Annotated in this window: 11 protein-coding genes; 9 read left to right on the forward strand and 2 right to left on the reverse strand. The window is 58.7% G+C overall.

What is annotated here, in order from left to right; translation table 11 throughout:
- Positions 1 to 97 precede the first annotated feature (97 nt).
- The 8 genes from CUN63_RS13980 to CUN63_RS14015 all read left to right on the forward strand — a co-directional run bounded on the left by CUN63_RS13980 (position 98) and on the right by CUN63_RS14015 (position 9,341).
- Positions 98 to 874 (forward strand): gamma-glutamyl-gamma-aminobutyrate hydrolase family protein, encoded by a 777-nt coding sequence (locus CUN63_RS13980; RefSeq protein ID WP_129440203.1) that lies wholly within the window; start codon positions 98 to 100, stop codon positions 872 to 874.
- 36 nt (positions 875 to 910) lie between these two features.
- The gene (locus CUN63_RS13985; protein WP_046045152.1) at positions 911 to 2,269 is read left to right on the forward strand and encodes a glutamine synthetase family protein; all 1,359 of its coding nucleotides are present in this window, start codon (positions 911 to 913) and stop codon (positions 2,267 to 2,269) included.
- 58 nt (positions 2,270 to 2,327) lie between these two features.
- A complete protein-coding gene (locus CUN63_RS13990) occupies positions 2,328 to 3,692 on the forward strand; it encodes an aspartate aminotransferase family protein (protein ID WP_129440206.1) in 1,365 nt (454 codons plus the stop codon).
- A 197-nt stretch (positions 3,693 to 3,889) separates the two neighbouring features.
- Positions 3,890 to 4,987 carry a polyamine ABC transporter substrate-binding protein gene (locus CUN63_RS13995; protein ID WP_129445100.1) on the forward strand — a complete coding sequence of 366 codons (1,098 nt, stop codon included), beginning with the start codon at positions 3,890 to 3,892 and terminating at the stop codon, positions 4,985 to 4,987.
- 239 nt (positions 4,988 to 5,226) lie between these two features.
- The gene (locus CUN63_RS14000; protein ID WP_129440208.1) at positions 5,227 to 6,324 is read left to right on the forward strand and encodes a polyamine ABC transporter substrate-binding protein; all 1,098 of its coding nucleotides are present in this window, start codon (positions 5,227 to 5,229) and stop codon (positions 6,322 to 6,324) included.
- A gap of 70 nt (positions 6,325 to 6,394) precedes the next feature.
- A complete protein-coding gene (locus CUN63_RS14005) occupies positions 6,395 to 7,537 on the forward strand; it encodes an ABC transporter ATP-binding protein (protein WP_129440210.1) in 1,143 nt (380 codons plus the stop codon).
- On the forward strand, positions 7,534 to 8,454 hold the full coding sequence (locus CUN63_RS14010) for an ABC transporter permease subunit (RefSeq protein WP_129440212.1): 921 nt from the start codon (positions 7,534 to 7,536) through the stop codon (positions 8,452 to 8,454). The genes CUN63_RS14005 and CUN63_RS14010 overlap by 4 nt, the downstream gene beginning before the upstream one ends.
- Positions 8,451 to 9,341 carry an ABC transporter permease subunit gene (locus tag CUN63_RS14015; RefSeq protein WP_046045158.1) on the forward strand — a complete coding sequence of 297 codons (891 nt, stop codon included), beginning with the start codon at positions 8,451 to 8,453 and terminating at the stop codon, positions 9,339 to 9,341. The genes CUN63_RS14010 and CUN63_RS14015 overlap by 4 nt, the downstream gene beginning before the upstream one ends.
- 134 nt (positions 9,342 to 9,475) lie before the next feature.
- Here the strand turns inward: CUN63_RS14015 and CUN63_RS14025 are convergent, their stop codons facing one another.
- Entirely contained in the window at positions 9,476 to 10,117 is a 642-nt protein-coding gene (locus tag CUN63_RS14025) for an HD domain-containing protein (protein WP_129440214.1), read from the reverse strand.
- A gap of 270 nt (positions 10,118 to 10,387) precedes the next feature.
- Here CUN63_RS14025 and CUN63_RS14030 point away from each other — a divergent pair, with 270 nt between their 5' ends.
- Positions 10,388 to 11,353 (forward strand): GlxA family transcriptional regulator, encoded by a 966-nt coding sequence (locus CUN63_RS14030; RefSeq protein ID WP_129440216.1) that lies wholly within the window; start codon positions 10,388 to 10,390, stop codon positions 11,351 to 11,353.
- Positions 11,354 to 11,493: 140 nt separating this feature from the next.
- Here the strand turns inward: CUN63_RS14030 and CUN63_RS14035 are convergent, their stop codons facing one another.
- Positions 11,494 to 13,905: a penicillin acylase family protein gene (locus tag CUN63_RS14035; RefSeq protein WP_129440226.1), complete on the reverse strand. Its 2,412-nt coding sequence runs from the start codon at positions 13,903 to 13,905 to the stop codon at positions 11,494 to 11,496.
- Positions 13,906 to 14,004: the final 99 nt, after the last annotated feature.

A 14,004-nucleotide genomic window follows, 5' to 3' on the forward strand; every position in this document is an offset into this window, starting at 1 on the left:
CGGGCCGTGTTGTATTTTTTACGGGGGTGTTGTGTAAAAAAATGAACAAGGCTAAGCTCGATTCAAACCCATAACACCAATAATACCGGGGTGCTTCATGTCTCGCCTGCCGTTAATCGGCGTGACCGCCTGCTCTAAGCAGATCGGTCTGCATGCTTATCACATCAGTGGCGACAAGTACGTCCGCGCCGTGGCCTCAGCGGCCAAGGGGCTGCCGGTGATTCTTCCGTCCCTGGCTGATTTGCTGGCACCGTCCGATATTCTGGACGGTCTGGATGGCATCCTCTTTACAGGCTCTCCTTCCAATATAGAACCGTTTCACTATAGCGGCCCAGCCAGCGCACCGGGCACTGCTCATGATTCTGCACGCGATGCCACCACCCTCCCGTTGATCCGCGCTGCAGTCGAGGCCGGTATTCCCGTACTCGGTATTTGCCGCGGCTTCCAGGAAATGAATGTGGCGTTCGGCGGCAGCCTGCATCAAAAAGTCCACGAAGCCGGTCCATTCATGGATCACCGTGAAGACGATAGCCTACCGCTTGAAGGACAGTATGCGCCAAGTCACCCGGTGCACATTCAACCGGGTGGTGTGCTCGCAGGTCTGGGCCTGGCGAGCGAGATACACGTCAATTCGATTCATGGTCAGGGCGTTGAACGTCTGGCGCCGGGTCTTTGCGTCGAGGCCTTGGCTCCCGACGGGTTGATCGAGGCAGTCTCGGTCCCGCAGGGCGAGGGTTTTGCTTTGGGAGTGCAATGGCATCCCGAATGGCAGGTAAGCTCAAACCCGGATTACCTTGCGATCTTTCAGGCATTTGGCGATGCCTGTCGTAAGCGCGCATTACAACGCGACGCCGATGCGTCAAACAACGCCTGACTTATAAGAGTCAGGAAACTCAGCCTAGAGGCATTTATGAGTAACAACCTCGACCAGCTCACCGATTGGTTGAAAGACCACAAGATCACAGAAGTCGAATGCATGATCGCCGACTTGACCGGGATCACCCGGGGCAAGATTTCGCCGACCAACAAGTTCATTGCCGAAAAAGGCATGCGCCTGCCCGAGAGCGTTCTGTTGCAGACCGTGACCGGCGACTATGTCGAAGACGACATCTATTACGAACTGCTCGACCCGGCCGACATCGACATGATCTGCCGCCCCGACCAGAACGCGGTATTCCTGGTGCCCTGGGCCATCGAGCCCACCGCTCAGGTGATCCACGACACCTACGACAAGCAAGGCAACCCGATCGAGCTGTCGCCGCGCAACGTGCTCAAAAAGGTGCTGAAACTCTATTCCGACAAGGGCTGGCAGCCGATCGTGGCGCCAGAAATGGAGTTCTACCTGACCAAGCGCTGCGAAGACCCGGACTTCCCGCTGCAACCGCCGGTTGGCCGATCCGGTCGCCCGGAAACCGGTCGCCAGTCCTTCTCGATTGAAGCGGCAAACGAATTCGATCCATTGTTCGAAGACGTCTACGACTGGTGCGAATTGCAGGAGCTGGACCTCGACACGCTGATCCACGAGGACGGCACGGCGCAGATGGAAATCAACTTCCGTCACGGCGATGCCCTGTCCCTGGCCGACCAGATCCTGGTGTTCAAACGCACCATGCGCGAAGCCGCGCTCAAGCACAACGTGGCAGCCACTTTCATGGCCAAACCCATGACCGGCGAGCCGGGCAGTGCGATGCACTTGCACCAGAGCATCATCGACATCGAGACCGGCAAGAACGTCTTCTCCAATGAAGACGGGACCATGAGCCAGCTGTTCCTGAACCACATCGGTGGTTTGCAGAAACTGATCCCCGAGTTGTTGCCGCTGTTCGCGCCGAACGTGAACTCGTTCCGCCGCTTCCTGCCGGACACCTCGGCACCGGTGAACGTGGAGTGGGGCGAGGAGAACCGCACCGTGGGCCTGCGGGTTCCGGATGCCGGGCCGCAAAACCGTCGGGTGGAAAACCGCCTGCCGGGCGCCGACGCCAACCCGTACCTGGCGATTGCCGCGAGCCTGCTCTGCGGTTACATCGGCATGGTCGAAGGCTTGAACCCGAGTGCGCCGGTGGTGGGCCGTGGCTATGAACGCCGCAACCTGCGCCTGCCACTGACCATCGAAGACGCGCTGGAACGTATGGAACACAGCGCGACTATCGAGAAGTACCTGGGCAAGAAATTCATCACTGGCTACGTCGCGGTCAAGCGGGCCGAGCATGAAAACTTCAAGCGCGTGATCAGTTCGTGGGAGCGGGAATTCCTGCTCTTCGCCGTCTGATGCGCCGGGCTCGGCCGGAAATCGCCGCGCCTTTCACTGAAATCTTAGGAGAATTCGCATGACCAGCAACAACCCGCAAACCCGTGAATGGCAAACCCTGAGCAACGATCACCACCTGGCCCCGTTCAGCGATTTCAAGCAGCTGAAAGAGAAAGGCCCACGGATCATCACCAACGCCAAGGGCGTTTACCTCTGGGACAGCGAAGGCAACAAGATCCTCGACGGTATGGCCGGACTGTGGTGCGTAGCCATCGGCTACGGTCGCGATGAACTGGCCGATGCCGCCAGTAAACAAATGCGCGAACTGCCTTACTACAACCTGTTTTTCCAGACGGCTCACCCGCCGGTGCTGGAACTGGCCAAGGCCATCTCCGACATCGCGCCACAAGGCATGAACCATGTGTTCTTCACCGGTTCCGGCTCTGAAGGCAACGACACCATGCTGCGTATGGTTCGTCACTACTGGGCGATCAAGGGCCAGCCGAAGAAGAAAGTCATCATCAGCCGCAAGAACGGTTATCACGGTTCCACCGTGGCCGGCGCGAGTCTGGGTGGCATGACGTACATGCACGAACAAGGCGACTTGCCGATTCCGGGCATCGTCCACATCGCGCAGCCGTACTGGTTCGCTGAAGGCGGCGAGATGACACCGGAAGAGTTCGGTATCTGGGCGGCCAATCAGCTGGAAGAGAAAATTCTGGAAGTCGGCGTGGACAACGTCGGTGCCTTTATTGCCGAGCCGATCCAGGGTGCCGGCGGCGTGATCATTCCGCCAGACACCTACTGGCCGCGCATCAAGGAAATCCTCGCCAAGTACGACATCCTGTTCGTGGCTGACGAAGTGATCTGTGGTTTCGGCCGTACCGGTGAGTGGTTCGGTAGCGATTTCTACGACCTCAAACCCGACATGATGACCATCGCCAAAGGCCTGACGTCCGGCTACATCCCTATGGGTGGCCTGATCGTGCGTGACGAAGTGGTTGCGGTGCTCAATGAAGGTGGCGATTTCAACCACGGTTTCACCTATTCCGGGCACCCGGTGGCTGCTGCGGTGGCACTGGAGAACATCCGCATCTTGCGCGAAGAAAAAATTATCGAGCGCGTTCATGCAGAAACGGCACCCTATTTGCAAAAGCGTCTAAGGGAACTGAACGATCACCCGCTGGTGGGGGAAGTGCGTGGGGTGGGTTTGCTGGGGGCGATCGAGCTGGTGCAGGACAAAGCCACTCGCAAGCGTTACGAAGGTAAGGGCGCCGGCATGATTTGCCGCACGTTCTGCTTCGAAAACGGCCTGATCATGCGCGCCGTCGGCGACACCATGATCATCGCTCCGCCACTGGTGATTACACCGGCTGAAATCGATGAGTTGGTGACCAAGGCACGCAAGTGTCTGGACCTGACCCTCAGTGCATTGCAGGGCTAAGTGCTAGGCTCTGAGCGGGGTGTGAAGTTCGCATTTCGCTCAGAGCAAACGAAGGATAGGTCTTTCCTTGAAAGCCTGCCTTGGATCTTGCCAGACTACCGGTTGTTTTAGTTGCCCAGGAATAGGCCGCTGGCTCTTGGTTAACAAGAACGTGGTTAAAAAGAAAAATTGGAGCATTACGCATGAAGGCATTAGGTATGAAGATAGCTGGCAAGACCCTCCTCGCCATGTCCCTGATGGGCGTGATGGCGGGCGCAGTTCAGGCGGACGACAAGGTTCTTCACGTGTACAACTGGTCCGATTACATCGCACCGGATACCGTCAAGAAGTTCGAAGCCGAGTCGGGGATCAAGGTTGTTTACGACGTATTCGACAGTAACGAAACCCTGGAAGCCAAGTTGCTGGCAGGCAAGTCCGGCTACGACATCGTCGTACCGTCGAACAACTTCCTGGCCAAGCAGATCAAGGCCGGCGTTTACCAGAAGCTGGACAAGTCCAAGCTGCCTAACTGGAAAAACCTGAACCCTGACCTGCTCAAAGCGGTATCGGTGAGTGACCCGGGCAACGAACACGCTTTCCCGTACATGTGGGGTTCGATCGGTATCGGCTTCAACGCCGAGAAGGTCAAGGCAGCACTGGGTGCCGATGCGCCAACCAATTCCTGGGATCTGATCTTCAAACCTGAAAACGCCGCCAAGTTGAAGTCGTGCGGTATCAGTGTCCTGGACTCGCCAACCGAGATGATTCCGGTGGCGTTGCACTACCTGGGCTATCCAACCGACAGCCAGGACAAAAAACAACTGGCTGAAGCCGAAGCGCTGTTCCTGAAAGTCCGCCCTTCGATCGCCTACTTCCACTCGTCCAAGTACATCTCCGACCTGGCCAACGGCAACATCTGCGTAGCCGTGGGTTATTCGGGCGACATCTACCAGGCCAAGACCCGCGCGGCTGAAGCCGGTGACAAGGTGAAAGTCAGCTACAACATTCCGAAAGAAGGTGCGGGCAGCTTCTACGACATGGTCGCCATCCCTAAAGATGCCGAAAACGTCGAAGGCGCCTACAAGTTCATGACCTTCCTGCAGAAGCCGGAAATCATGGCTGAAATCACCAACGCCGTACGCTTCCCGAACGGTAACGCGGCAGCCACCGCATTGGTCGATAAAGACATCACCGCCGACCCAGGCATCTACCCGCCGGCAGACGTGCTGGCCAAGCTGTACGCGATTGCCGACTTGCCGGCCGCGACCCAGCGGATCCTGACTCGCAGCTGGACCAAGATCAAATCCGGTAAGTAAGTAAAACCCTGTAGCAGCTGCCGAAGGCTGCGTTGAGGTCCGAAGGACCTCCGCTTTTCGACAGCACAACTGCTTCGCAGTTGAACGCAGCCTGCGGCAGCTGCTACAGGTATCTGTATAAAAGTTTTGCTGGAACGGTTTTTCGAGGGTAAGTTGCGCGCCGGTTTTGTTGCCAGGCAGCCATGGCTGTCATGTAACGCTGGGCAACTTGGGCCCAAGTAATTTTAGAGGACCTCCACGTGCCAATTTTTTCTTTGTTGCGCAATGCGCTGCTCATCGGTGCCGGGCTGACGCTTGCCGTTAGTGTCCAGGCCGCTGGCACTGTGCATATTTATAACTGGTCGGACTACATCGGTTCGACGACCCTGGCAGACTTCCAGAAAGAGACCGGCATCAAACCGGTTTATGACGTTTTCGATTCTAACGAAACCCTGGAAGGCAAGTTGCTGGCCGGGCGTACCGGTTATGACGTGGTCGTGCCGTCCAACCACTTCCTTGGCAAGCAGATCAAGGCGGGCGCTTTCCAGAAGCTCGACAAGTCCAAGCTCACCAACTATGCCAACCTCGACCCGGTGCTGCTCAAGCGCCTGGAGCAAAACGATCCGGGTAACCAGTACGCCGTTCCCTACCTATGGGGTACCAACGGCATCGGTTACAACGTTGACAAGGTCAAGGCTGTACTGGGGCTCGACAAGATCGATTCCTGGGATGTGGTGTTCGAGCCGGAAAACATCAAGAAACTGCACAGCTGCGGCGTGGCGTTCCTCGACTCCGCCGATGAAATGATGCCCACGGTCCTCAACTACATGGGCCTGAACGCCAACAGCACCAACCCCGAAGACTACAAAAAGGCCGAAGCCAAGTTGCTGGCGGTGCGGCCTTATGTGACCTATTTCCACTCGTCCAAATACATCGCGGACCTGGCCAACGGCGATATCTGCGTCGCGATCGGCTTTTCCGGCGACATGTTCCAGGCCAAGGCCCGCGCGGCTGAAGCCGGCAAAGGCATGAACATCGCCTACTCGATTCCGAAAGAGGGCGGCGCGCTCTGGTTCGACATGTTGGCGATCCCCAAAGATGCGGCCAACGTCAAGGAAGCCCATGCCTTCATCAACTATTTGCTGAAACCTGAGGTGATCGCCCAGGTCAGTGATTACGTGGGTTACGCCAACCCTAACCCAGGGTCGGACAAGCTGATGGAACAATCCATTCGCACCGACAAATCGGTTTATCCACCGCAAGCCGTCCTCGACAAGACTTACGTGTCTATCGAGTTACCACCAAACATTCAACGTTTGATGACCCGCAGCTGGACCAAGGTCAAGTCGGGTAAATAGCTACAAGGCTCAAACTATCCAAAGTTCGCTCGCCTCGGGCGAACTGCAAATTTTGTTGGGAGTTTCGTAAATGGCAGTTGCCTCCGGCGCCTATAAGAAAGCCCTCGAGGGCGACCAGTCACCTAAACAGGTGTTGGTCAAAATCGACCGGGTCACGAAGAAGTTCGACGAGACGATTGCCGTGGACGATGTGTCCCTGGAAATCAAGAAAGGCGAGATTTTCGCCCTGCTCGGCGGTTCGGGATCGGGTAAATCCACGTTGCTGCGCATGCTCGCAGGCTTCGAACGGCCCACGGAGGGGCGCATTTTCCTCGATGGCGAAGACATCACCGACATGCCGCCGTACGAGCGGCCGATCAACATGATGTTCCAGTCCTACGCCTTGTTCCCGCACATGACCGTGGCGCAGAACATCGCCTTCGGCCTCAAGCAGGACAAGATTCCCGCCGCTGAAGTCGATGCGCGCGTGGCCGACATGCTCAAGCTGGTACAGATGAGCCAGTACGCCAAACGCAAGCCGCATCAGTTGTCCGGTGGCCAGCGTCAGCGTGTGGCCCTGGCGCGTTCGTTGGCCAAGCGACCGAAGCTGTTGCTGCTCGACGAACCGATGGGTGCTCTGGACAAGAAGCTGCGTTCGCAAATGCAGCTTGAGCTTGTCGAGATCATCGAGCGGGTCGGTGTAACCTGCGTCATGGTGACCCACGACCAGGAAGAGGCCATGACCATGGCCGAGCGCATCGCGATCATGCACCTGGGCTGGATCGCCCAGATCGGCAGCCCGATCGACATCTACGAAACCCCGACCAGCCGTCTGGTCTGCGAGTTCATCGGCAACGTCAACATCTTCGACGGTGAAGTGATCGACGACGCCGAAGGCCACGCGACCATCACCTGCAAGGACCTGGACCGCCAGATTTACGTGGGCCACGGCATCAGCACGTCGGTGCAGGACAAATCCGTGACCTACGCGATCCGTCCGGAAAAACTGCTGGTGACGCCGACCATGCCGACCTGCGAATACAACTGGTCCAGCGGCAAGGTGCACGACATCGCCTACCTCGGTGGCCACTCGGTGTTCTACGTCGAACTGCCGAGCGGCAAGATCGTCCAGTCTTTCGTCGCCAACGCCGAGCGCCGTGGCCAGCGCCCAACCTGGGGTGACCAGGTGTACGTGTACTGGGAAGACGACAGCGGCGTGGTACTTCGCTCATGAACATGCGCAAACTCAAACGCCGCCTCAATCGAATAATTCCCGGTGGCCGTCAGCTGGTCATCGGGGTTCCGTTCATTTGGCTGTTCATGTTCTTCATGTTGCCGTTCTTCATCGTTCTGAAGATCAGCTTCGCCGAAGCCGACGTGGCCATTCCGCCGTACACCGAGATCTACAGCTACCTCGACCAAAAAGTGCAGTTGCTGCTTAACCTGAGCAACTACGCGATGCTGGCCGGCGACGAGTTGTACATCGCCGCCTACCTCGGCTCATTGAAGATGGCGCTGATCAGCACCGTCCTCTGTTTGCTGATCGGCTACCCGATGGCCTACGCCATTGCCAGTGCCCGCAAAGAGATGCAAACGGTGCTGGTGCTGCTGATCATGATGCCGACCTGGACCGCGATCCTGATCCGCGTTTACGCGTGGATGGGCATCCTCAGCAACAACGGTCTGTTGAACGGCTTTTTGATGAGCATGGGCTGGATCAGCGAGCCGCTGCAGATCCTCAACACCAACCTGGCCGTGTACATCGGCGTGGTGTATTCGTACCTGCCGTTCATGATCCTGCCGCTCTATGCCAACCTGGTGAAGCACGATGCCAGTTTGCTGGAAGCCGCATCGGACCTGGGTTCGAGCACCTTCAACAGTTTCTGGAAAATCACCATTCCACTGTCCAAGAACGGCATCGTCGCGGGCTGCATGCTGGTGTTCATTCCGGTGGTGGGCGAGTTCGTGATCCCGGAACTGCTCGGCGGTCCGGAAACCCTGATGATCGGTAAAGTGCTCTGGCAAGAGTTCTTCAACAACCGTGACTGGCCGGTGGCGTCCGCCCTGGCGGTGGTGATGCTGGCGATCCTGATTGTGCCGATCATCCTGTTCAACCGTAGTCAGGCCAAAGAAATGGAGGGTAAAGAATGAAGCGCTTCCGTTTCTCAAGTTTGATGCTGGTGCTGGGTTTGCTGTTCATCTACGCGCCGATGCTGATCCTGGTGATCTACTCGTTCAACGCCTCCAAACTGGTGACGGTGTGGGGTGGCTGGTCGATCAAGTGGTACGTCGGCTTGATGGACAACACTCAACTGATGGGCTCGGTGGTGCGCTCGCTGGAAATCGCCTGCTACACGGCGGTGGCGGCGGTGGCGCTGGGTACATTGGCCGCGTTCGTCCTGACCCGTATCACTCGCTTCAAAGGTCGCACGCTGTTCGGTGGCCTGGTCACCGCGCCGCTGGTGATGCCCGAAGTGATCACCGGTCTGTCGCTGTTGCTGCTGTTCGTGGCCATGGCGCAGATGATCGGTTGGCCGCAGGAGCGCGGCATCATCACCATCTGGATCGCCCACACTACGTTCTGTGCGGCGTATGTGGCGGTGGTGGTGTCGGCGCGTTTGCGTGAGCTGGACCTGTCCATCGAAGAAGCGGCCATGGACCTCGGTGCGCGGCCGTGGAAGGTGTTCTTCCTGATCACCATCCCGATGATCGCGCCATCGTTGGGGGCCGGCGGCATGATGTCGTTTGCCCTGTCGCTGGATGACCTGGTGTTGGCGAGCTTCGTGTCCGGTCCGGGTTCCACGACCTTGCCGATGGAAGTGTTCTCGGCGGTGCGTCTGGGCGTGAAACCCGAGATCAACGCCGTGGCCAGTCTGATTTTGCTGGCGGTATCGCTGATGACGTTCCTGGTCTGGTTCTTCAGCCGTCGTGCCGAAGAAAGTCGCAAACGTGCGATTCAGCAGGCGATCGAAGAAGGCGCTGCCGACTCCTGGAAACAACCGGACGTACGTCGCGCCCAGGCTCCGGAAGCGGCTTAAAGCGTTGGCCACAATTACGTGGTCAACCCCGATCAAAATGTGGGAGCGGGCTTGCTCGCGAAAGCGGTGTGTCAGTCGACATCTCTATCGACTGAAACGGCCTCTTCGCGAGCAAGCCCGCTCCCACATTTGGTTTAGGACATCCAGAGGGATTTGCGGATGATCTCGACGAAGTTCATCGGTTTGAAACCCGGCTCGCTGTCGACCAACACATCCGCGTTTACAGTGCCGAACGTGGTGTCCGGTTTGTGCTTGAAGCCATTGGCAAACGCACACAGGATGCACTCCTTGAACCCTTCGCCACGCGGGTGGGCATGCACGACTTCTTCGCGTTGCGCGCTGGGGAACGCTGCGTAGTCGATACCCAACACATCCATTTCAACGCCAGCAGTCACCATCGCCACGTTAGGCCGCAGGTGTTGCGGCACCCCCGGTGTGGTGTGCAGAGCAATCGACAACCAGACCTGTTCGATATCATCGTCGGACAAACCGTAAGGCTTGAGGAATGCTTTGGCAGCGTTGGCGCTATCAACTTCGAAGCGCTCGTCGTCAGTGCGATGACCTTCCACCAGACCCAAGTCATGGAACATAGCGCCGACGTACAACAGTTCGGGGTTGTAGGCCAGTTGCTTGCGTTCACCGCTCAATGCGCCGAACAGAAACACGCGACGCGAGTGGTGATACAGCAGGTCTGATTCGACGTCGCGAATGTATTCCGTGGTGGCCTTGGCCAACGCGCTGTCGGGGATTTTGATACCGGCAATGGTGCTGCTCATGGTGCTGTCCTCGTGGGGAACGCGGTGGCGGCGCTGATGGGTTCAGTCTGTCCGCGCACCCGAAACCGGACAATCGATCCATGGCTGCGATCCCGGCCAATGAGCATGCATATCGCGCCAACCTCGCTTGTTGGGCGAGGATTGGCTAGGGTTGATAGTGATCAGCCAGAAAAGATCGCAGCCTTCGGCAGCTCCTACATGGAAACGGCGCGCACCTGTAGGAGCTGCCGAAGGCTGCGATCTTTTTCACATTCAAGGTGATTTCCTGTCATGCAGAAAACCGTTGCCATCGTGGTCTTCGCCGGCGTTCAGTCCCTGGACGTCACCGGTCCCATGGATGTGTTTTGCGAAGCCAATCGTTTCCTTGAGCCGCCAGATCACTATCGACTGGAGGTGATCGGCGTCGAGCGCGGGGTGATGCCGTGTTCCAACGGTTTGGCACTCAATGCCCATCGGCATTTCAGCGAAGCGCTGGAGGCCTATGACTTGCTGCTGGTGGCCGGTGGGCCGCAGTTACCGTTCATGGATTTCGGTGCGGCATTCGATGCCTGGCTGCGCGATGCCTGCGCGCTGGCGCAACGCTTTGGCTCGATCTGCAACGGCGCGTTCATGCTCGCCCGGGCCGGATTGCTGGAAGGGCGAACGGTCACCACCCACTGGGGCGACGCCGCGGCGCTGGCGCAGTTGTGCCCGTCGACTCAGGTCGAGGCGGATCGCCTTTACGTGGAGGACGGCGAGCTCTACACCTCGGCGGGTGTCACGGCGGGGATTGATCTGTCGCTGTACTTGCTGGCCAGGGATCACGGGCCGGAAGTAGCGCTGAGTGTGGCAAAGCGGCTGGTGGTGTTCACTCAACGCTCCGGCGGGCAGTCACAGTTCAGCCCATTCCTCACGCCTCACGCCGAACCCACTTCTGCCGTGGCACTGGTGCAGCTCTACGTGTTGGCCAACCTGACGGGCGACCTGACGATTTCCGACCTGGCCAACGCCGCCAACATGAGTGCCCGCAACTTTTCCAGGGTGTTTACCAAAGTGGCAAAAATCACCCCGGCGGAATTCGTCGAACGGGCCAGGGTCGATGCGGCGCGGGTGCTGCTTGAAAGCACTCAATCGCCGCTGAAGACCGTGGCTTATCAGTGCGGATTTCGCGATGCCCAGCACATGCGCAGTGTGTTTAATCGCAGGCTGGGCGTGACGCCGCAGCAGTTCAGGCTGAACTTTGCGGCGATGGTTTGAGCAGACATTGTTGTTGCCTTTCAGGGCCTCTTCGCGAGCAAGCTCGCTCCCACATTAGACCGAGTCTGTCTGGACAACTCAGTCAACTGTGGGAGCGAGCTTGCTCGCGATGGCGGCGGAACAGCCAATAATTTTTCGGCCTATTGCACAGCCCGCGCTGGCAATAGCTTCAACGTACTACGCGTGTTGGCCGTGACTTCTTCATCATTGAGATGCGCCTGGTAGTAAATCCCTTCGATATACGCCTCAGCCTGATCGTCATAGTGGCTGTCGAACGGTACGCCACTCTGGCCAACCGGGTTGACGGTCAGGCTGTGGGTCGGGTCGGCGAAGTCGATCAGGCGGCGGGTCGAAGGACCATAAGTTACTGGCCACGGCGCCGGGCCGATTTTGGCCGAGAGGTTGTTCGGCACTTCGTGAGTGCCGGGTGCCGCGAACGGGCCGACATTGAAGATCCGGTCCAGCGGCTTTTGCTGCCCCAGCGGATGGCCATGGGTCAGCGTGTGCGCCTTGCCCCACTGCCATTGCGCGAAATCGCCGCCGAGGGTGGTTTTGAGATGAGCAATGCTCGCCTGCCACGCAACCTTGACCGTATCGGCGCGGGTTTCCATGCCGAGGGTGTTGCGGTTGTCCCACCACGGCGAATCGGCAGTCTCGGCCAGTCGTGGCAGTGCAGAATCGATCACCCGCGTCGACAGCAAAGTCTCGAAGAAGTCATTGCCCAGTTCATCGTGCATCGTCGCGTCAGCCAGGTTGAACAGGAACTGGTTGAACAGCGTGGCGCTGGTGGAATCGAGCGGGTAGTCGCCTTTCCACTGGGCCAATTGCTCAACCAGTTTGAGTTCGGCGGGATCGCTCACCACTTCACGCAGTACGGGCAACAACGGCGCGAGCAAGCGCGGGCCGTAAGCGGTGGTGGTGCCCAGTTGCAGCTTCTGGCTGGCGTCGAGATCCCACTTGATAGTCTTGTCGCTGAGCTGGCGATTGAGCTGCTGACCTCGATCGGCCAGGTTGTAGTAACCGGGAATCTCCATGCCGGTCGGCGACACCGGCTGGAAGTTGGCCGAGACGATGTAACCGCGTGCCGGGTTCTCTTCCTGTGGGTTGGCGCTGAACGGGTAAAAACCTTCCTTGTCCGCGTCGGCGGTGCTGCCATCGAGGATGAACCCCGGACGCACACCCGCCGGACGTTTTGGCAGTTGCGCCGCTGCCCACCAGCCGATGTCGCCCTTGGCGTTGGCCCAGACGATGTTCAGGCCCGGCGCCTGGATCTTTGCGCAGGCACTGCGCGCCTTGGCCAGGGTGTCGGCGCGGTTGAGCTGGTAGAAGCCCTCAAGGATCGGATTCTGGCTTTCGAGAAAACCCCACCACATGGCGATCGGCGTTTTACCGACGCCGCTGCCCAGCGCATCGTTGACGATCGGACCGTGGGGCGACTGGCGCAGCACCAGTGTCACCGGTGCCTGGCCCTTGACCGCGATCTGCTGTTCGCTGGTCACCATGTCCACCCACTTGCCGCGATACCAGACCTGATTGGGATTGTCCGGGTTGACCTTCTCAGTGATCAGATCGAGGTCGTCGTTCTGGAACATGGTGATGCTCCAGCCGAAGTCGCGGTTCATCCCGAGAGAGGCGAACGGCATCAATGCCTGATAGTGGCCGTAGAGCTCGAAGCCCGGCGCCGAGAGCTGCGCTTCATACCACACCGACGGCGCGGAAAAACGGATATGCGGGTCGCCGGCCAACAGCGGTTTGCCGCTTTTGGTCCGACTGCCGGAGACAGCCCAGGCGTTGCTGCCCTCGAACTGCGGCAAGCCGTTGTCGGCCAGTGCCTGTTCGCTGAGGCGGGCGAGGGCGTTGAGGTCTTTCCAGTCGGTACTGGCGAGGGGCGGCATGGCACCGCTGCGGTTTTTCGCCAGCACGCCCTTGGGCTGCCAGTCGAGATCGAAGACGTTCAGGTAGTTGGCGCCCAACTGATCGCGCACGTAGGTCAGCAACGGTTCGGTGCGAAACGCTGCGGCAAAACTGTAGGCCATGTAACCGGTGATGCTGATGGTGTCCTGGGCGGTGAAGGGCCGTTTGGGAATGCCCAGTACATCAAACTCCGCAGGTTTTGGATGGCTGTCCTGATACTGGTTGATGCCATCCAGATAGGCTTGCATGGCGATAAAGGCCGGCGACTGTTTGTCCATGTTCGCCAGGTAGGTGTCGGCGCGTTCGCGAATGCGCAGGCTGCGCATCAGCTTATCGGTGTTGAGAAGTTTCGGGCCCAGTACCTCGGCCAGCTCGCCACGGGCGAGGCGACGCAGGGCTTCCATCTGAAACAGCCGATCCTGGGCGTGGATGTAGCCGAGGGCGCGGTACAGGTCGGTTTCGTTCTCGGCGCGAATGTGCGGGATGCCGCGCTCGTCGTAACGCACAGTGACCGAACCTTGCAGGTGTTGCAGCTCCACCATGCCCTGACGTGTCGGCTGCTTGCTGTAGACGTACCAGCCTGCACCTGCGGCGAGCGCAACAATCAGCAGGGCGAGAACGGTCAGGCTACGTTTCATGGTGATTCCTTGTTGTTATCAGTGGCAGCAGTTCCCTGGCGCCACTGTTTAACACGGCTTGCCGACATGGCCATCGCACTTAGGAGGGATTCGCGTCTC

Source organism: Pseudomonas sp. ACM7, from assembly GCF_004136015.1.
Taxonomy (GTDB): Bacteria; Pseudomonadota; Gammaproteobacteria; order Pseudomonadales; family Pseudomonadaceae; genus Aquipseudomonas; species Aquipseudomonas frigoris.